12 protein-coding genes and 4 pseudogenes are annotated in these 20,251 nt (G+C 48.8%); all 16 read left to right on the top strand.

Going from position 1 to position 20,251, the window contains the following annotated elements; translation table 11 throughout:
• Positions 1-12 precede the first annotated feature (12 nt).
• Positions 13-616: pseudogene (gene leuD / locus PVOR_RS12475) on the top strand (3-isopropylmalate dehydratase small subunit).
• A gap of 242 nt (positions 617-858) precedes the next feature.
• Positions 859-2,298, top strand: coding sequence for an N-acetylmuramoyl-L-alanine amidase family protein (locus PVOR_RS12480; RefSeq protein WP_040680543.1), 1,440 nt, complete (start codon positions 859-861; stop codon positions 2,296-2,298).
• Positions 2,299-2,338: 40 nt separating this feature from the next.
• The gene (locus tag PVOR_RS12485) at positions 2,339-3,022 is read left to right on the top strand and encodes a GerMN domain-containing protein (protein ID WP_006209559.1); all 684 of its coding nucleotides are present in this window, start codon (positions 2,339-2,341) and stop codon (positions 3,020-3,022) included.
• A gap of 201 nt (positions 3,023-3,223) precedes the next feature.
• Positions 3,224-4,609 carry an N-acetylmuramoyl-L-alanine amidase family protein gene (locus tag PVOR_RS12490; protein WP_006209560.1) on the top strand — a complete coding sequence of 462 codons (1,386 nt, stop codon included), beginning with the start codon at positions 3,224-3,226 and terminating at the stop codon, positions 4,607-4,609.
• A 40-nt stretch (positions 4,610-4,649) separates the two neighbouring features.
• Complete coding sequence (locus PVOR_RS12495) at positions 4,650-5,234, top strand: GerMN domain-containing protein (protein ID WP_006209561.1); 585 nt, start codon at positions 4,650-4,652, stop codon at positions 5,232-5,234.
• A 78-nt stretch (positions 5,235-5,312) separates the two neighbouring features.
• Positions 5,313-8,042 (top strand): S-layer homology domain-containing protein, encoded by a 2,730-nt coding sequence (locus PVOR_RS12500; protein ID WP_006209562.1) that lies wholly within the window; start codon positions 5,313-5,315, stop codon positions 8,040-8,042.
• Between the two features lie 85 nt (positions 8,043-8,127).
• Positions 8,128-8,814, top strand: a complete 687-nt coding sequence (gene nth / locus PVOR_RS12505; RefSeq protein WP_006209563.1) for an endonuclease III — start codon at positions 8,128-8,130, stop codon at positions 8,812-8,814.
• 234 nt (positions 8,815-9,048) lie between these two features.
• On the top strand, positions 9,049-9,330 hold the full coding sequence (locus PVOR_RS12510; RefSeq protein WP_006209564.1) for a hypothetical protein: 282 nt from the start codon (positions 9,049-9,051) through the stop codon (positions 9,328-9,330).
• A 287-nt stretch (positions 9,331-9,617) separates the two neighbouring features.
• Positions 9,618-10,112 (top strand): dynamin family protein, encoded by a 495-nt coding sequence (locus PVOR_RS31665; RefSeq protein ID WP_234972844.1) that lies wholly within the window; start codon positions 9,618-9,620, stop codon positions 10,110-10,112.
• 32 nt (positions 10,113-10,144) lie between these two features.
• The gene (locus PVOR_RS31670) at positions 10,145-12,160 is read left to right on the top strand and encodes a dynamin family protein (RefSeq protein WP_234972845.1); all 2,016 of its coding nucleotides are present in this window, start codon (positions 10,145-10,147) and stop codon (positions 12,158-12,160) included.
• Between the two features lie 7 nt (positions 12,161-12,167).
• Positions 12,168-13,304 (top strand): hypothetical protein, encoded by a 1,137-nt coding sequence (locus PVOR_RS31675; protein WP_234972846.1) that lies wholly within the window; start codon positions 12,168-12,170, stop codon positions 13,302-13,304.
• Between the two features lie 525 nt (positions 13,305-13,829).
• Positions 13,830-15,609: pseudogene (locus PVOR_RS12520) on the top strand (ABC transporter ATP-binding protein).
• A pseudogene (locus PVOR_RS12525) lies at positions 15,606-17,472 on the top strand (ABC transporter ATP-binding protein). Before PVOR_RS12520 ends, PVOR_RS12525 begins: the two co-directional pseudogenes overlap by 4 nt.
• A 141-nt stretch (positions 17,473-17,613) precedes the next feature.
• Positions 17,614-18,075: a GNAT family N-acetyltransferase gene (locus PVOR_RS12530; protein ID WP_006209567.1), complete on the top strand. Its 462-nt coding sequence runs from the start codon at positions 17,614-17,616 to the stop codon at positions 18,073-18,075.
• A gap of 432 nt (positions 18,076-18,507) precedes the next feature.
• Positions 18,508-19,219 (top strand): annotated as a pseudogene (locus tag PVOR_RS12535) (CAP domain-containing protein).
• Between the two features lie 147 nt (positions 19,220-19,366).
• Positions 19,367-20,218 (top strand): GDSL-type esterase/lipase family protein, encoded by an 852-nt coding sequence (locus PVOR_RS12540; RefSeq protein WP_006209569.1) that lies wholly within the window; start codon positions 19,367-19,369, stop codon positions 20,216-20,218.
• Positions 20,219-20,251: the final 33 nt, after the last annotated feature.

The following is a 20,251-nucleotide window of genomic DNA, read 5'->3' on the forward strand; positions in this document are numbered from 1 at the left end:
GAGGAGAAATATATGCAAGCATTTACGAAACTAAACGGTATTGTCGCACCCGTGGACCGGGTGAATGTAGATACAGACGCCATTATTCCTAAGCAGTTTTTGAAACGGATCGAACGAACAGGGTTTGGCCAGTATTTGTTTTACGAATGGCGTTTTGACGAGGCGGGGGGCAATATCGACAGCTTCTCGCTGAATCAGCCCCGTTATCAGGGATCCACCGTTCTAATCTCCCGCGCCAACTTTGGCTGCGGATCTTCCCGCGAACATGCACCTTGGGCCATCCTGGACTACGGTTTCCGTGTTGTCATCGCTCCATCGTTTGCGGATATTTTCTACAATAACTGCTTTAAGAACGGGATCCTGCCGATCAAACTGTCGGAGGAGCAAGTCGAGGAATTGTTTCAGCGTACAGATGCCACGGAAGGCTATAAACTGAACGTAGATCTGGAGAGCAAAACGATTACCGATGAACAAGGACTTCATATTGACTTTGATCTTGACGAGCGATCGCCGCCAATTCCTGCTTCAGGGCTTGGATGACATCGGTTTGACGCTGCAGCATGAGAGTGCAATTGAAGCCTATGAGAAGAAGCATGGGGACCGTCTGTTCGCTTAATCTAGCTAATGACTCTACAAAAGGTTACAAGATTATTAAACTTCCATTTCCTGTGTAGGAAATGGAAGTTTTTTTTGGTATTATGGAATTAATATGCAGCGGTTATGATGGGAACCAACGTTTTATGTCAGTATTTGTCCGGCTGGACCTGGGCCGGAATGCTGATTTACATACTTTTAGCATTTCTCTTTTTTGCTTCATTTGCTTTTCAAATTCAATCATGGGATGATCGAGGTGGATTCATGAAGAAGTTAGGGTTTGTAATGGTGTTAATAGTCTTCTTGCTGGCGTTTCCAAGGACTGGTGAAGCCAGTTCTTCAAGCGCAACTATTTTTCTTGACGGGCAACAATTGAATTTGTCTTCGGGCGTCCAAGTAGCCAATATGAAGGGCAATGTGATGATTCCGATACGCGTAGTGTCAGAGAATCTCGGCTTCAAGGTGGGATGGGAGAAAGCCAGTCAAACCGTAACAGTTGAGAATAGCCAGAAGACGGTTCGTATGGTGGTAGGCAGCCCGCAAGCAGAGCTGAACGGCGCATCGGTAGATTTGAATTTGGCACCCGTACTGAATGGGCAGACTACACTTGTGCCGCTTCGGTTTGTAAGTGAGCAGATGGGTCTTGATGTGAAATGGGACAACCAGACCAAAGCGGTATTCCTGTCTAGTTCCATTCCGCCGGTCTCCGAAGTGGAGATTGATCCTGGCTACGAGAACAATACAGGAAACGAGACGCCACCACCTGTTGAATCGAGTAACCAGCCAGCGATGACGGGGCTTAGCTTTAGCGACAACCGATTAATGATTGCTACAGAGGGTGGTGCCATAGCACCGAATGTGTTCAGTGTAACCGGACCAGATCGGATTGTTATCGATCTTCCGAACACGGTATTCTCCGCTTCATTTTTGGCTGGACATGCCGTGAACGTCCAAAGCGGCGGCAATATGGCCGTCACAGACTCCCCTGACGTGACCAACATACGATATGCACTCTTCAGCGATAATCCTTCAACCGTGCGCATCGTTCTGGATCTGACAGGACCTAAAAACTATGCTGTAACCAATGAATCGGGCATCATCATGGTTGATCTGAACGCTGAGGGGGATATCCTGGTACCGCCTGTGCCTCCTGTCAACAGTAACGGCAAGAAGATTGTTGTTATTGATGCCGGCCATGGTGGAATCAAGCCTGGATCGATCAGCCCTTCAGGAAGGACGGAAAAAGCATTTAATCTGGACGTTTCCCTCAAGGTCGAAGCATTGCTGAAAAAGGAGAAAAATATCCATGTGGTGATGACTCGCAGCGATGACTCACACCTTGAGCTTAGTGATCGCGTTAAAATTGCTAATAATTTGAAAGCTGATATATTTGTATCCATTCACGGAAACAGCAACCCGTCCAGCAGTCCAAATGGTACTGAGACGTATTATACGAGAGATTCAAGCAAATCTTTGGCGAATGTGATCCATAAACATCTGGCAAAAGCGACGGGTCTTAAAGATCGAGGAGTTAAATACAGCAGTCTTCATGTTACAAGAGAAACAACAATGCCGGCTGTCCTGCTTGAGGTTGGATTCTTAAGCAACAAGGGTGACGAAGCCCAGTTGTTTAATGACGATTTTCAAAATCGTGTTGCACAAGGCATTGTAGCGGGTATTAAAGAATATCTTAAAGTACAATAACTTGTACAGGATTTGATGAACTTAGAGGGGGACAAAAACGATGAACAAAAAATATTGGATGACAGGATTGCTGGCGCTTCTGCTTGCGTTTAGCGCCGGATGTGGACAGAAGCCGGCTGCAGCCCCCGCCGACACGAGTCCGGAGTCTTCATCAGGACAAGCGCAAACGCCTCAGGAGGATCCTGATCATGCGGCAACTGGTGATCTTAACGAAGCAGCGCAAACCGTAAACGCAAGCGAGGGGACAACTAATTCGCCGCAGAATACGGCTGGTGAAGGTACTGGCACCCCAGCCGATACGAAGGACGTGAATGCGACGGAGACTCAAGCCAAGAAGGCCAATATTAAACTCTATTATACGGATCCGGAAATCATCGATTTGAAAGAAGCCAGTAAAGAGATTACGTATTCGAATGAAGAGGATAAGTATACAAAAGCCTTTGAAGGACTTCAAAAGAGCAGCGATGCGGAACTGAATCCGTTGTGGTCAGAGCAGATCACTCTGAATTCACTCAAGTTTGACAAGGGGGCGTTGACGCTGGACATTACCAAGCCGGCCGAGGCTAACCTCGGAGCGGGGGGAGAAATGTTTGCGCTTGATGCCTTACGGAAAACCTTCTTTCAGTTCGATGAAGTGAAATCCCTTGAACTTCTGGTTGATGGCAATCAGACGGAAAGTTTGATGGGGCATGTAGAGCTTGAACATCCGATGACTCGAAACTAGTTACAAAGAACTAACGATAAGTTTCATATGAAGGTCCAAACACCTATTTCGATTTTTGAAATAGGTGTTTTTATGGTAAAAAGGGAACAATTTCGCAACTTTCATTCAGACTCGGCGTCTATAGGTTGTCAGGTAATGTCGGACAGGCCGAGTGCAGAAACGCCAATCTATGGCAAAATAATAGGATGGTAGGGGTGAAGGATGAAGAAGTTCGGTTTTTTAATGTTTCTGGTTGTCATCATGATTGCGTTTCCTAAAATGGCGGATGCGAGTTCGTACAGCGCAAAAATTTACCTGGATGGTCAACAAATCAATCTGTCATCTGGCGTGAAGGTGGAGAACAACAACGGCACAGTCATGGTTCCGATCCGTGTCATTTCCGAAAATCTCGGATATAACGTGAATTGGAACAAGGCAAGTCAGACGGTAACTGTCCAAGACGGCTCACAGAAAGTAACGATGGTAATTGGGAGCCAGTATGCTGACATTAACGGCCAGCGTGTACAAATGGCCAAAGCACCCGTTCTGCGCGGTGGAACAACACTGGTTCCGATCCGTTTCATAAGTGAGCAGATGGGACTTGAGGTTAGATGGGACAATGCCCAGAAGGCGGTCTACCTTACTTCATCCAACGGCGGGAGTAATCCTGGTGAACAACCTGGAGGGAACACGTCGACGGTGGATGGCCTCAGCTTTAGTGAGAACAGGCTGATGGTTGCCGTTACAGGGAATGCCAAGCCGAATGTGTCTAAATTGAGCAATCCGGATCGTATCGTCATTGATATGGAGAATACGAATTTCTCGGATACATTCAGCAGCAACGCCAGTTTTAATGATGCAACAAAGAGCGGTCAATTGACGGTTTCGGGATACCCGGATGTGAAAATGGTCCGCTACTCCTTGTATAACAGCAATCCGATGACTGTGCGCATCGTTATTGATCTGAACTCCGCCAAAAATTACACCGTATCAGGCCCAGAGAACGGATCAGGCCTGTTCATTGTCGATCTGAACACAACTACGAACCCTACACCGGATCCGGGTACGGGCGGCAAGAAACTCGTGGTTATCGATGCGGGTCATGGAGACCACGATCCGGGTGCAATCGGTGTAACCAAGAAGAAGGAAAAAGATTTCAATCTTGCGGTGGCGTTAAAAGTTGAGAAGTTGTTGGCCAAAGAAAAAAATATCCAAGTTGTCATGACTCGCAGTAACGATACTTTCCTCGAGCTGAAGGATCGCGCGAAGATTGCGAACGATCTGAAGGCAGATGTTTTCATATCGATACATGCTAATAGTGGCCCTTCCACTGCAAGCGGAACCGAAACGTATTATTACAATGAATCTGACAAAGCGCTGGCGAATGCGCTCCACAAAGAGATCGTTCAAGCCATGGGCTTAAAAGACCGTGGCGTGAAATATGGCAATTTCCATGTCATTCGTGAAACGAAAATGCCGGGTGCTCTGTTGGAGGTAGGATTCCTGAGCAACAAAACCGATGAGAGCAAGCTGTTTGATCCCGCGACGCAGGATCGCGTAGCTGCGGCTATTGTCAGAGGCATTAAAAATTATTTGAAGGTTGATTAACGATACGATAGTTATCGTGATTTGCAGGAGGTGGCTACTTTTGAATAAAAAAATATGGTCAGTTGGATTATTGGCAGCCGTCATGCTGGTTGGAGCAGGCTGTGGAGAGAAACCGGGCGCAGCACCGGACGATACACCGGGGCAAGTTACGCCTGCACCTGATGATCAAACAGGACAAGGGAACGGCGGAGTTTCCAATGGATCGAGTGGCGGTAATGAAACGACCACACCGGATGCGAAAACAGAGAGCATCAAAGCCTACTATACCGACCCTGAATTGATGGAGTTGGTTGAAGGCACCGCGGATATTTCATATAAAGAAGCCAATGAAAAATACGAAGCGGCATACAAGGCTCTCCAAAAAAGTGATAACGCCGAAATGATTCCCTTGTGGGAGAAAATCGAGCTGAATTCGGTGAAGTTCGAAAACGGGGCTTTGACGATCGACGTTACGGTTCCTGATGAAGCCAACTTGGGAGCAGGAGGAGAGTCATTTGCTGTCGATGCGATCAAGAAAACCTTTTTCCAATTCGACGAAGTCAAATCACTTCAGCTCCTGGTAGATGGTCAGCAGGCCGAATCGTTGATGGGGCATGTCGATTTGGAAAATCCTATGACTCGGTAATGATGGTTGAAGGAGATCACGTTCTGCTGTCGAATATTAGTATATGATGAAGCAGTAGTTATTGAGAGGGGAAAGAAAATGGTACTTAGACACAGCAAACATGTTCATTCCAAAAAAGTGGTCTCCGCCGTCATGGCCGGACTTATAGCATTCGGAGGCGGGGCTTCGATCGTCTCGGCAGATGAAGAAACGGCAAACGCACCAACAGCAAATGCAGCCCAATCGGCCATTAATGTATTCAGTGATGTTAGTTCCGGTTACTGGGGAGAGAAGTACATTTATCAATTGGCGGCACAAGGGATCGTAACCGGGAATAACGGAAAATTCCGTCCGAATGATCCCGTAACACAGCAGGAAGCTGTAACGATGGCGATCCGGTTTTTAAACATGCAGAATCAATTAAGCAGCGGTGCTGCGACATTACCGACAAATATTAAAGTGAATGACTATTTTACGAAGTATGTTGAACTGGCTTTTCAGCAAAACCTGCTCGACAAGCAAAAGGAATCCGGTTATACGGATCAGAAAGTCATTTGGGGCGCGCAGAAAGCATCCCGCGAATGGATAACCGAAGTGCTTGTCCGTTCCATTGGACGTACCACGGAGGCCAATGCAGCCAAAAATAAAGCGACAGGCTTTGCGGATAACGCCAAAATAACCCCCGACCGTCTGGGCTATGTTAATGTAGCGGTTGAGTTGGGGCTTGCCAAAGGGCTCGCCGGCAACAAGTTCGATCCGCAGGGGGCTGTGACTCGTGCCCAGCTTGCAACGTTCTTCAGCCGGGCACAAGCCTACATTACGACCAATTATGAGAATCAATACAAAGGCTCCATTGCTTCTCTTGAGAACGGTAAATTGGAGCTGTATGCGGATGGCAAGCTGAATTCGTTCAAGCTGGATGCTTCCACGGCATACTTTGCATCCGATTCCGAGAAGAGATTGCAATTCTCAGATATCAATCCGTATACACAAGCCGTGGTGGTTGTTAATAACGGTACGGCTGCCTATGTAGAAATTACGGACGCAACCCAACAGGTGGAGCGGTTCGACCGCACCTATGCAAGGTTGTCGCCCAACAACGTGATTTGGCTGGATACAGGCAGTACCTTTGAGGAGCTAAGCTACGAAACAACCACCGTATTCCTGGATCAGAACGGCAACAAAATTGATCCGAAAACATTGGCAGCAGGCAGCCTGCTTACCATTGAGCGTGAAACCTACAGTCCGCAGAAGAAAATCGTGGCTATTCGCGTGAAGAGCGGCCTGGTTAACAAGACTGGAGCTGGCGTAGTTCAGAACGTTGACACGGCAAACAAAAAAGTAACGCTCAAGGATAGCACCGGTTATGAGGATTCGTACACGTGGGATGATGCAACGGTGATTCGTTACCAGAATCAAATCCTGACGCCGGCTGAGCTGAAAACGGGTTTCACCGTGAACTTCACCGTGAAAAACAGCATCTTGCAATCGCTCGAGGTTACGCAAAGCGTCGATCGAACCGTGCAAGCGACATTGTATTCCGTTGAAGATAACGGAAAGACCATCACCTACAAGCGCAGCGGAAGCACACAGCTCGAAACGAAGTTCTTGGCGGAGAAGCCTGAGATCATTATGAGCGGCGTAGTAAAGCCGGTGTTGTCCGATTTGTTGGCTGATTCGGTATCCGGCGATCAAGTGACACTTACCATCAATGGTGAGGAGAGAATCACCAAGATCGAAGTGACCGGGCGTCAGATGGAGCAACTGGACGCGGTCACCATTGTAAACTATGATTCGAAGACGCATTGGCTGACGGTCAAGGATGCCAACAACCAGCCTAGAGTCATTATCCTGGATGACAAGACAAAGCTGGAATCTAGCAACGGAACGACGCTTGACAAAGTGGAGCCGCTGCTTGGCGCAGGGCGCAAAGTGAGTGTGACCTTGATTGGAACCCGCGCGCTGTCATTAGAAGTGGTTTACAAAGTTGAAGGCAAAATCAGCAGTATCAACACGTCCAAGAAAATCATTTCCATTCTGTCTGCGAATGGCAAAGTGGAAGAGATACCATATAACAGTGCTCTGATTGTGGATATCTTCGGAAAATCGAATGCGTCCCTGGCCGATGTACGTGTGGGTGACGAAGTGTCGGCCCAGTTGTCAACCAACCAGGACTACTTGCAGAGCTTAAAGCTCAAAACTTCGGCTCAATTTGAGGTTGTCTTTACGGAGCCTTCGAAGAACCGAATTCGTGTAAAATCGGGGGGCACTACAAGCGATATTTATACCGACAAGGCTACCTTGACGGGAGACAGTGGACAAGCGATCCTGCTTGCAGATCTGCGTCCCGGAACACTTGTTAATATCACACTTCAAGGTACAACGGCCGTTGCCGTTGCCGAAGTCAAATTGACCCTTGGTGAAGTTACGGGTATAGATACTTCCGGTAATATGCTGACAGTGAAGGATCATTCCGGCAACACTCAGACACTGGGTGTAAGCGGCGGTGTAAAAGTTGTTAAGAATGGTTCTACGGCAACGAATTTGAGCACGTTGGTCTCCGGCGATCGCGTAGAGATCCGCAAGGACATTCAAGGCGTCACCATCGTGAACGTCATGGAGAAACTTGAACGTGCATTCTGGCTGGCGAACAACTCGGAAATTCAAGTGAAGCGTAAATCGATTAACGATAATTTCCGGTATGCATTATCTGATAAAGTATTTGTTCATCAAGGTGACACTACTTTGTCCGTGCAATCCCTCAAGGAAAATGATAATATTGTACTGTACTTAAACAACGGTGTCGTTGTAGAGATCGTAAAACAGTAGATTATCTACTTGGGATTGCTCGAGAAACACCGTCTTGATGCGGGGATTTCCGCATCAAGATTTTTTTTTGCGGGAGGGAATTCATATGAATGCGGCAACGGTGCGGCATATTCTGGATACGATGGAGAGCATGTTCCCAGATGCACATTGCGAGCTGGTTCACAGCAATGCGTTTGAGCTGACCATCGCCGTGCTGCTATCCGCGCAGTGCACGGATGAAACGGTGAATAAAGTGACCAAGGATCTGTTTCAGAAATACAAAACACCTTTGGATTATGTATCTGTCCCGATTGAGGAACTTGAACAGGATATTAGACGGATCGGCTTGTATCGCAACAAGGCCAAACATATTCAGAATCTGTGCAGTATTCTGATCGAGCAGTATGGCGGTGAGGTACCGGAAGCTCATGATGAGCTGGTCAAATTACCGGGCGTAGGACGTAAAACAGCCAACGTCGTGGTCTCCAATGCTTTTGGTGTACCTGCTATTGCGGTTGATACGCATGTGGAAAGGGTATCCAAGCGTCTGGGACTGGCCGGCTGGAAAGATTCCGTGCTGGAAGTGGAGAAAAAGCTGATGAAGCGGGTGCCGCGTGAGGAATGGACGCTGACACATCATCGCATTATTTTTTTCGGAAGGTATCACTGTAAAGCCCAAAATCCGCAATGTCAGGTGTGCCCTCTGCTGGATGTTTGCCGCGAAGGAAAGAAGCGTATGAAAACCTCAGCAGTCAGGAAGAATAAGGAACAAACGAAAATCAGCAAGAAATAGACAAAAAAGAAGTTCAGCCGATTCGGTGTGATGAACGCCTTCGAACTGCCAGCGAAGCAGACGAGATCTTTAAGTTAGAATATCGCTCGCCTTTGTCTCCGGATTTCTATCTCAGCCCCAAAAGCGAATGGAAATCTGGAAATAACAGTGAACGGGATTGACTTCTTCGCAAATCGGGAGAGGACGGCAACCTGAATCAGCATGAGCCAAATTTAAAAGAGGATGGGATTACACATGAAATGCATCTCTGTTTACACCGACAATTTTGAATTGTTCTCGGATATTTTTGAACATGTGGTGGAGAGCCAAAGCCAACTGAGCGAAAACGAAGAACAAGAAGTTGAAGGTGTTACGTTCAGCCACTCCGGGGATGCTCCGGAGCATTATTTGGAGCGTATGTCGCAAAAGCCGGAAGTGGTTGTTATGCGCGATAAATCACGCGGTTTGACTATTCTTCAGCACGGGAATGTATTTGAAATTTTGATTCCGGCCGAAGAAAATACCGTTGTATCTTAAGAGCTTCCCATTTTAATGTTTTAAAATATTGGATATCCTGGCACTAGCATGGAACAAGAATGCAACTTCATGTTTCCTGTTTGCGTCAGTCGTAATGGTCTTTGGACAAATGGCAGGCAAGGAAGAGATATCTTCCTTGGCCTGCCATTTTGCATATACTTGGAAGTGTGATTTTGCAAGAATGGGCTCCGGATCAAAATGCAATGATTCCTTTACGAAGCAAGCGGTGATAAAATAAAATGATGTGAATCATTTGTGTCAGAGATTGAGAGGGACAGGAGCGAGAAATGACATTGAAGTTGATTGCTGAACATGAGATTGGATATAACGTTTCGGAACTGGCCCAGGTTCGTGACCGATTCCTGGAGTGGAATGATGAATCCTCCTTCACCTTGGCTGAGGATTTAATACGCAAGGGTACAGGCGGTGAGCTTACGCTTGCTTTTTGCGGACATTTTTCTGCAGGGAAGTCAAGCATGATTAATGCACTATGCGGCAAGAAGGTACTGCCGTCGGGTCCGGTACCGACAAGTGCGAACGTGGTCACGATCCGCAGCGGTGAACCGCGGGCGTTGATCCATCGATCTGCTGCGGATTCGGGTGAACCTCTAACAGTCACGATTGACGAACTGGCTGAATATTGCAAGGAAGGCAGGGAGTATTCCGCGATTGAAGTATGGGATAATGTGCCGCTGCTTGGCGAAGCTGGCGTGTTGATGGATACCCCGGGAGTTCGGACTCAACGGATGACGGACATCGGCTTGCCACGCATTCAGCCCTGACAGTATGGTCGGATATCGTCTTCTAATGTGGAATGGATTACAATCATGTGCAGTCTGAGAGTAATCTGATGTTTGCGAAGAGTTTGTCGGATTGGGGGAAGCCGCTTTACCTGATCGTGAATCAGATCGATAAGCATCGTGATGATGAGCTTACACTGGCTTCTTATCTGAATGACGTAAAAAAAGCCTTCGCTCAGTGGAAAATCACATATAAGGGGTTATTGTGCACATCTCTTAAAGTCCAGGATCATCCCTACAATCAATGGGAAACGCTGAAGTCTTTAATCGGTGAACTGATATCCCATAGGGAGCCCTTGTTACAATATAGTGTATCCTGCTCTATTCGGCATGCTGCCGATCAGCATGTGGAGGCCTATACGCGCAGTCATCAGGAGGAGAAGGAGCGGCTGCTTGAGGAGATGGGCGGCGAAAAAGCGGCTGCCGCGCTGAAGGCGCGCTTACAGGAGCTGGAGGATCAAAAGCTTGCCGAGGAGCTCCTTCCGGAAGTCGTTCGCAGCGAACTCCGCAAAGAAGCGGATACTCTTCTGGCGAATGCTAATCTGACGCCGGCGGATGTCCGCGATTTAAGTTTGTCCTTTTTGGAAAGCCGCAAGAGCGGCTTCAAGGTTGGTTTTCTGTTTTCAGGAGGGAAGACGGAGGAGGAGCGCCGCCGCCGTCTGGAGGCTTTCCATCATCGGTTGAAGGAACAGACAACTGCTCAGATTGACTGGCATTTGCGGACCTTGTTCCGTAAAAGCGTGGAGCAGCATACCGAATGGAGCGCGAATTGGGAGAGTTTGATGGATGCTGAACTCCCGACGGTTCAGGAAGATATGATTACACGCACGGTGAACCCGGAGGCAACGGTGTCCGGTGAATATGTGCTGAACTACAACCGGGAGCTGGCCGAGGAAATCAAGGGCAGCTATCGCCGAGCCGTACTGGCGCTTGCCGACCGGCTCATGGCGGTGTTGACGGACGCTTCAGCCGTCCGTCTGCTGGAGCTGGAGCGCCAGGGCGCGGAGCTCCTGGCGCAGTCCGCGGCTTCCGCCGGCTACGCGGCCCTGCAGCAGGCGGAAGCCGCCCGTGCGGCCGAGCTGGCGCAGCTGCTCCCGCCGCGGACCTTCCTCACCCCCGGCCTCCTGCCGGAGGTGAGGGAGCCGGAAGGGCAGCCCGCACAAGCGGCTGCCCGGGCTGGTGCCCCAGCGGCGCAGCCGGGGCACGGGCGCACAGCGCCCCGCCGCGCCGCTGCGCAGGCGGCGGCCCCGCAGCGGCGCCAGCGGCTGGAGGCCGCGGCAGCAGAGCTGCGCGCTGCCGCCGCGCTGCTGGCGCCGCATCCCGCGCTGGCATCGGCCGCGCGGGATTTAACCGCCCGCGCGGATGCGCTTGCGGGCGGCTCGTTCACCCTGGCGCTGTTCGGAGCGTTCAGCGCCGGGAAGTCCTCCTTCGCCAACGCCCTGCTTGGCGAGTCGGTCCTGCCGGTGTCACCGCATCCGACAACGGCGGCGGTGAACCGGATTGTCGCACCGGCTGATGGGAATGCCCATGGTACTGCAGCCGTGCGGATGAAGAGCCGCGACATGTGGTGGGACGATCTGTTGTATTCGTTCAGCGTATTGGGATTGGAAGAGCCGAATCCGGGGAATTGGCGGAGCGTAGCGGAGGGATTAACCCCAGGCGGCATTCATCCGGCAGGACTGCCGCATTACGGATTCCTGAAGGCAGCCGCCTCCGGCTGGAATGAGATGGAGACGAAACTGGGTACCACGGAAACAGTAGAACTGGCCGAATACCGCGGCTATGTAGCAGATGAAACCAAGTCCTGTTTTGTCGACGGGATTGACTTGTATTACAGCTGCCCGCTGACGGAGCAAGGGATCGTACTGGTGGATACGCCCGGAGCCGATTCCCTGCATGCCCGTCATACCGGTGTAACGTTCAATTATATAAAGAATGCGGATGCCATTGTCTATGTCACCTATTACAACCATGCCTTCTCGAAAGCGGACAGACAATTTCTGTCCCAGCTTGGTCGGGTGAAAGACTAGTTTTGCCTTGGATAAGATGTTTTTTATCGTCAATGCGGCTGATCTTGCACAATCCGAAGAGGAGCTGGAGGAGGTTGTGAAACATGTTCGCAGCAACCTCACCGCAAGCGGAGTGGGCAGCCCGCATATATTCCCCGTGTCCAGTTTGGCTGCACTGAGCAGCAAGCAGGATGAGGATGAAGACACCTTAGCGGAGTCAGGTTTCCCTGTCTTTGAACAAGCGATCAGCCGATTCGCTGTGGAAGACCTGCCAAGGCTGTCACAACGTGCGGGTTATGACGAGATAACCTCGGTGCGGAATCGCATCAGCGCTTGGGCGGATATGGCTGCCCAGGATGAAACCACGCGCGAGCGTAAAATCACTGAGCTCAAAGAGGCTCATGTGCAAGCTTTATCTACCCTGGCCGCGTTGGCTGAGCACAACATAACCCGGGAAATATCGCAAGAAAGCAGCGAGCTGCTCTTTCATGTACGGCAGCGGCTGGACTACGCGCTGAATCGTTTTTTTCAGGAATCCTTTAACCCTTCCGTACTTCGGGAAGACGCAGGCCATCTGAAAGCGGCATTTGCGGCCTGCGGCCGTGATCTGATGCGGACACTGTCCATTGAGCTGGATCAGGAATTGTGGGCGACAACGCTTCGTCTGGAGCAGGCCGGCCGCACATTAACCGAAGGTGCGGCTGCCAAGGCAGCAGCCGATATGAATGGCATGGCCGAGGGCTTGTCGCTTGGGATTCGGCGGGAATCGGACTGGGAAGCGCCGGCACTTGGAGAAACGGAGCTCCAAATTCAAGGAGATTGGTTATCCTACTGGTCGCTGTTTAAAAACCCGAAGCATTTCTTTGAAGGCAGCGGCAGCTCCAAACTTCGTGAAGCAGCCGAACCGAAGGTAAAGGAAGCGATAGCGGATGTAGTCGCCATGCGTGAAGAACAGTTAACGGATCACTATGTACAGATGGGCGCCCTTTCATTGAAGCATCAGGTATCGGTATTGGAGGAGCAGCTTAATGAATCCATGGCTGCCATCATCAGTTCCCTGCAGGATGGTCAATCCCCGATGATGTGGAGAAAACTGGCTGACGAATTGGATGCATTGTCCGCGACTGTGCAGCATGTAGCGGACCTGATCAGGTTAATCGTCTGACTAAGAGTGTCATATCTTCCGGTTCAATAAAAGTCCCACAAGAATAGCTGTTGTGCTCTTTCGCGGATCTCTGTCTGTTGCGAACCTCAAATTTACATGTTTTCTCTAAAAAGACGTCCCGTGTGCCATCTTGGCGGGGCGTCTTTTGTCCTAATTAAATTAGATTTCCAAGATTAGCAGAGGCATGTCAAGGGATGGGATCGCGTCTTTTTATCCGTTCCAGCGTTCGTCACTAGGATGAAAGCAGGTTAGGATTTTACCCTTTTGTAAGCATGTTCAAAAAAGTCGAAAAGAGTGGATGAAGCCTGATGGTTGTAGGGACTGACAATGTGATTATATCCCCTAGTATTTATGAGAATTCCCGATGATTTAATCATGAAACAAAGATAAGTTATACTATTTGCCGCCTTTAGGTCCTTTTGGCTCATTTATGACGGTTTTCCCTCTTTGCCGCGGGTTCGGGTCGATGATAAACTTCATAAATGCTACATAACCTGAACGAAAATAATCCAAAGGAGGATAAACATGAATGTTCTCAGGCAACTGCAGGGCTTCTTTTGGGAAAAACGAAGTTATCTTTTTCTTTCCATGCTGTGTCTGGCGATTGCAACCGCATTGGGACTCGTCTATCCGCAGCTGTTGAAAGTGCTGATCGACGATGCAATCAAGCTGGAGAATTACGGGATCGTACCGCAGCTCGCACTTACAGTGCTGGGTGTGGTCATCCTTAAAGCCTTCATGCAGTTTTTGCATGGATTCTTTGGAGGGAGGCTGGGTAATTACCTGGCATACTCGCTGCGAAACGCCTGCTATGAAAAACTGCAATTTCTATCATTTCGCTATTATGACACGGCTCGGACCGGGGATTTGATGTCGCGGCTTACGGGGGATCTGGAAGCAATCCGGATGTTTATCGGGTTCGGCTTTGCCCAGCTTCTTAACTTAGTATTGATGGTGACCTTTGGTTCCATCATGATGTTTACCATCAGCTGGCAATTAACGCTGGTTACTTTGGTAGCGATGCCATTCCTGGTTGTGGCAGCCCTCGAAGTTCGAATCCAGGATCCATCCGGCGTTCCAGGAAATGCGTCTTGCGCTGAGCTCGCTGACAACCGCGGTTCAGGAGAATATTACGGGCGTTCGAACCGTTAAATCCTTTGCACGCGAACCTCACGAAGTGGAGAAGTTCTCCGAACGGAATGAGCGCTACAAAACCAACCAGATATTTGCCTCTTCGCTATGGGCACGCTACTTCCCGATGATGGAGCTGTTTGCGAATATCAGTGTCGTCATTCTGCTTGCAGTCGGCGGTGGCATGGTTATCAAAGGCTCCATGACCGTGGGGGAGCTGGCAGCATTCTTCACCTTGATCTGGTACATAATCGGCCCTTTATGGGGAATTGGCTTCCACATTAACAACTATACGCAGTCCAAGGCTTCCGGAGAACGTGTGCTGGAGCTGCTGAATCAGCCGATTGATGTGGAAGACCGCGAGCGTGCGGTAGACCTGGTGCCAAGCGAAGTGAAGGGACACGTCGTATTTGATAACGTCACCTTCGCTTATGGCAATAAGATGGCTGCCGTAAAAGATATTAATCTGGTTGCGCGTCCCGGCTCCGTTATTGGTTTGCTTGGCGGAACGGGCTCTGGTAAATCGACAATCATTCAGCTCTTGATGCATGCCTACAATGTAAATCAAGGCAGCATTAAACTGGACGGAGTCAACATTAATGATATCAAGGTGCGAAGTTTACGGGGTCAGATCGCCACGGTATTCCAGGAGACATTCCTGTTCTCGTCCAGTATTCGAAACAATATTTCTTACGGGATGAAAAACGTCAGTATGGAAGAGATCATCCGGGTAGCCAAGCTGGCCAAAGCTCATGAGTTCATCATGGAGATGAAGGACGGCTACGATACGATTGTTGGCGAACGGGGAATGGGACTCTCCGGTGGACAGAAGCAGAGGATCGCAATAGCCCGGGCTCTGCTGAAGGATCCGAAAATTCTGATCCTGGATGATGCGACCAGCGCAGTGGATATGGAAACCGAGCACGAAATTCAATCCGGCTTCCAGGAAGTCATGAACGGCAGAACGACGTTTATTATCGCTCACCGGATTTCCTCTTTACGCCATGCGGATGAAATACTCGTTCTGGATGAGGGAAGTGTTGTGCAGCGCGGCAAGCATAACGATTTGATTGCAGTGCCAGGACCTTATCAGGATGTATATAAAATACAATATGCGGACCTTATCGCCAAGCAAGCTCAATCAGGCGGTACGCAAGGGCAGGTGCAAGCATGAACGCCAATGTAAATACTGAACCGCATCAGAAGCAAAAGATTCCCAGGATGAAGAAAAACTCGGAAGAAACCAATGAGCGTTTTGTATACAAGGACGATGATGCGATTGAAAAACCGTTTAACTGGACACAGCTGACTCGGCTGATCTCGTATATGAAACCTTATGCCAAACAGATTCTCCCGTTGATCGGACTGATGATGGTCATCGGCACCATAACGAAGCTTGCCATTCCGTTCTTAACCAGTTTGGCCATTGACCGGGCTATCGAACCCAAGAACGGGAACCCGAGTCTAACCCTGCTGTATCAGATTACGATAGCCGTTCTGGTGATGTATATCATTCAATGGGTTGCAGGGATATTCCGGATCAAGTTTACGAATATCATCGGTCAGCGAGTGATCTATGACCTGCGAGCAGATCTGTTCCGGCACATTCAGCGTCTGTCCTTTAATTTCTTCGACAAGCGCCCAGCTGGTTCGGTTCTGGTCCGGGTTACGAATGATGTTAACTCCTTGCAGGATTTGTTTACTAACGGGGTTGTCAATCTGATCATCGACTGCGTGCAGCTGGTAGGTATTGTGGTCATTCTTCTGTTAATAAACTGGAAGCTTGGTCTAGCTGTTATTGTTACCGTACCGATCATGTTCTTCATCTCGACCAAACTCCGCGTACGCATTCGGCGTGCATGGCAGGATGTACGGATTCGGAACTCGCGGATTAACTCCCATTTGAATGAATCGATTCAGGGTATCCGCGTGACCCAGGCCTACACGCAGGAAGAAGAGAATATGAAGTTTTTTGATAACATGAACATGGACAGCAAGAAGTCTTGGGATAGAGCATCTGCTATGAACCAGGGCTTTGGGCCGCTCATCGAAATTACCGGTGGCTTCGGCTCACTGATCCTGTTCTGGCTCGGTGCGACCTTGATTCAACAAGGCGAGCTGACCATTGGTTTGTTAATTGCCTTTACTCAATATGTAGGAAACTTCTGGGAGCCGATCAATCGGCTTGGGCAAATGTACAACCAGCTGCTTGTGGCGATGGCTTCCTCTGAGCGTATCTTTGAATTTATTGACGAGAAGCCCAGCATTGATGATCAGCCCGGGGCAAAGAAACTGCCCACGATTAAAGGGGATATCAAGCTGGAGAACGTGGTGTTTGAGTATGAAAAAGGACGCCAGGCCCTTAAAGGCATCGACCTCGATGTGAAGGCAGGTCAGTCGATAGCACTGGTCGGCCATACGGGATCGGGCAAGAGCACCATTATCAATCTGCTTAGCCGTTTCTATGATATAACGGATGGTAAGCTGACGATTGACGGGTATGATATTCAGTCGGTGACGGTTGAAAGCCTTCGAAACCAGATTGGTATCGTGCTGCAGGATACGTTTATATTCTCGGGAACCATTCGGGAGAATATCCGCTTTGGTCGTCTGGATGCCACGAACGAAGAGATTGAGGAAGTCGCCAAGGCTGTCGGCGCTCATGAATTTATCGTCCAGATGCCTGGCGGATATGAAACCGAGGTTGAAGAACGCGGAAACATGCTGTCCATGGGTCAGCGGCAGCTGCTGTCCTTTGCCAGAGCACTGCTTGCCGATCCGCGGATCCTGATTCTCGATGAAGCAACAGCCAGTATCGATACCGAGACGGAACTGAAAATTACAGGGAGCCTTGAAAGTGCTGCTTCAGGGCAGAACCTCCTTCATTGTGGCGCATCGTTTATCAACAATTCGGCATGCCGATCATATCGTTGTGCTTGACCATGGCGAGATCATTGAAGAAGGAAATCACAGCCAGCTTATGCAGAAGCAGGGGACTTACCATGGATTGATTGAAGCTCAATACCGATTTTTGTAAAAACGGCTTAACAAAGGTTTAACAAAACCGACACAAATGTAAAAAAAATGTCGCTTGATACTTGCAATCTTCTTCATAAACTTACAAAATAGATATAGAGTTTACTCAGAATTCATAGAAGAAGGGAAGCATGAGGGTATAATGAGCATCGAAAGCGTATTATCTGCGCCTGCACTGCTGATTCGAAACTTTGAGAAGAATGATTTGGAAGCTGTCACATCCTTGATGCGAGAACTTAATTATCCGACCACGCTTAATGTTATGCGCGAACGGATGGAAGCGATGAACGACAATCCGTTATACGGCAATCTGATTGCAGAGGTTAATGGCGTTGTTGTTGGTATGATCATGCTTCGTCAAGTCAAATCCTTCACTATGACCGAACCGGTCACTCAAATCACTTCGGTTATTGTAACCTCAAGCTGCCGCGGCCAAGGAATTGGCAAACGACTAATACGCGGTGCAGAGACATGGGGAAGACAGCATGGTAGCCACCTCTTGTTTCTCACAAGCGGCAACCGGGAAGAACTTGCTCCCGCACATGCATTTTATGAACATATTGGATTTGAAAAGGCTGGATACCAGTTTAGCAAAAAACTGTAACCTCGTCTTTTCATTAAACCCATCCCTCCCCGGGATGGGTTTTTTCTTGATTGGTGACTTAAACTCTTGCGGCATGTATCCGATATAAGATCATATTAATAGTTTCGTTCATAAGACACAGGATTCAAATCAGGAACCAGGACTTGAGTGTGACAAAAGCGGATTAATAGGAAGTAGGAATCAAAGGATTCTTTTCCAACAATTGTAGGATTGCTGAAGGTATCAAATGTGTTACAATGTGTTCGTACCTGATTACAAAAATGTAACTATTGTTTGATCGTCCTACACCTAAGAAGTTCACACCAAAGAATGGACGATCAGGCAAACTCTACAACTACGAGCATAGGGAGTATGAGTATTACATTGTAACTAACCAGTGGACTAAAGAAAATCGCGGGTGGAAGTATTGCTGCTGTACTGGCTGTTGGCATTATGCTTCCAACTACGGCGTCTGCCGCACCTGCTGAGAGCAATAATTATTTGAACTGGCAGCAAAAGATTCAAAAATTTCTAGAGAGCCAAGGTTATGAATCACAATTCAAATGCGTAGTTCAGAAGCCGCAAACGGAAAAACCTACAGACAGACAAGCCAGCTGCTGAAACTCCAGAAGCAAGCAAACCAGAGACAAGCAAGCCAGAAGCAAGCAAACCAGAAGCAAGTAAACCAGAGACAAGCAAACCGGAAACGAGCACACCAGAGGCTAGCAAACCGGAAACAAGCAATCCATCTACTACACCGTCCAAGCCTTCCGAGTCGACAGGTACCACGGAGCAATCCAATTTTGCTTCCGAGGTTGTGACGTTGGTGAATAAAGAACGTGCAAATGCAGGTCTGAAGCCGCTGACCGTACATGCAAAACTGACTACGGTAGCCGTTGATAAAGCAAAAGACATGAGTGACAACAATTACTTCAGCCACACGTCCCCGACGCATGGCTCGCCATTTGATATGATGAAAGCTTACGGTATTTCCTTCGGCTATGCTGGAGAGAATATTGCCAAGGGACAGCGCACACCACAAGAAGTGATGAACTCCTGGATGAACAGCCAAGGACACCGTGAGAACATCCTTTCTCCGAATTTCACCATGATCGGTGTAGGATACTACAACGGATACTGGGTTCAAGAATTCATTAGCCAATAAGCAATTAATATCATTTATATGAATCAGGACTGCCCCGAGCACGTCGTCAGACTGCGTCCGGGGCAGTCTTATTTGCGTGTTGCGATTTGCAAATTTTTTATAGAAGTCTTAAGGTAATGTAATGAGGAATTTTGTAGGGGGAATGTCATGAAATCATCTGCATGGATATGGCGTATTACTGCCTCCGTGTCGGTTATTGTAACGATTGTACTCATTCTGGGTTTTGTGTATGCTTTCAAGGATATTAATAATCCGCAAGGCGAGCCTTTGTTATCCGGCGGCGAACCAGAGATATCCGACGAAGAGGCAGCACCGGCGAAACCAGATCAAGCGCCATCCCTTCCTGCACTGCCGAAAGATCTGAAGGTAACAGCCATCGGAGATTCGCTTGCCAAAGGAACAGGTGACAACTCCGGAAGCGGCTTTGTACGTCGAAGCGTCGATCAGATGAACGGTGACGGGCGAACAGCCAAACTTCTGGCTAATCTGGCTATCAACGGAATGACAACCGAGGGGCTCCTGCCGAAGCTGGACGATAAAGGAATACAGTACGCGTTGAAGCAAGCAAACGTCATCATGCTCTCCATCGGCGGCAATGATATTTTTCAGGGGAGCGATTTAATGGAGGAGGCGACCAGCCCCGATGAGCTGGAGCTTGATCCTGCGAAGTTAATGGGGGCATTGCCAATGGCTTCCGAACGTTTGCAGGCGATTTTGGAAAAGATACGTTTGATCAACCCGGAGGCAAGAATTGTCTATGTCGGTTTGTATCATCCCTTTTCCGATTTGGAAGAATTGCTGATACCCGGCAATATCGTTGTTTCTGCATGGAATCAAGCGGCCATGGAAATCGTGAACAGGGATCCCAATATGACGTTGGTCCCGACATTTGATCTGTTCCAGCACAAGCTAGGCGAATATCTGTCGTCGGATCACTTTCATCCGAATGGTGCAGGATATCAGGCTATAGCGGATCGAATTGTGCAGGGAATGCTCTAGTCACAGAGACATGTCATATGGGGAGTTGGAATC

Origin of the sequence: Paenibacillus vortex V453, assembly GCF_000193415.1 — a bacterium.
Classification (GTDB): Bacteria; Bacillota; Bacilli; order Paenibacillales; family Paenibacillaceae; genus Paenibacillus_AQ; species Paenibacillus_AQ glucanolyticus.

Bases quoted from the DNA above. Each gene is read 5' to 3' on its own strand.
- PVOR_RS31665 (WP_234972844.1), top strand. From the start codon at position 9,618: ATGACATTGAAGTTGATTGCTGAACATGAGATTGGATATAACGTTTCG.
- PVOR_RS12485 (WP_006209559.1), top strand. From the start codon at position 2,339: ATGAACAAAAAATATTGGATGACAGGATTGCTGGCGCTTCTGCTTGCG.
- PVOR_RS31670 (WP_234972845.1), top strand. From the start codon at position 10,145: ATGGATTACAATCATGTGCAGTCTGAGAGTAATCTGATGTTTGCGAAG.
- nth (WP_006209563.1), top strand. From the start codon at position 8,128: ATGAATGCGGCAACGGTGCGGCATATTCTGGATACGATGGAGAGCATG.
- PVOR_RS12530 (WP_006209567.1), top strand. From the start codon at position 17,614: ATGAGCATCGAAAGCGTATTATCTGCGCCTGCACTGCTGATTCGAAAC.
- PVOR_RS12540 (WP_006209569.1), top strand. From the start codon at position 19,367: ATGAAATCATCTGCATGGATATGGCGTATTACTGCCTCCGTGTCGGTT.
- PVOR_RS12480 (WP_040680543.1), top strand. From the start codon at position 859: ATGAAGAAGTTAGGGTTTGTAATGGTGTTAATAGTCTTCTTGCTGGCG.
- PVOR_RS12510 (WP_006209564.1), top strand. From the start codon at position 9,049: ATGAAATGCATCTCTGTTTACACCGACAATTTTGAATTGTTCTCGGAT.
- PVOR_RS12500 (WP_006209562.1), top strand. From the start codon at position 5,313: ATGGTACTTAGACACAGCAAACATGTTCATTCCAAAAAAGTGGTCTCC.
- PVOR_RS12490 (WP_006209560.1), top strand. From the start codon at position 3,224: ATGAAGAAGTTCGGTTTTTTAATGTTTCTGGTTGTCATCATGATTGCG.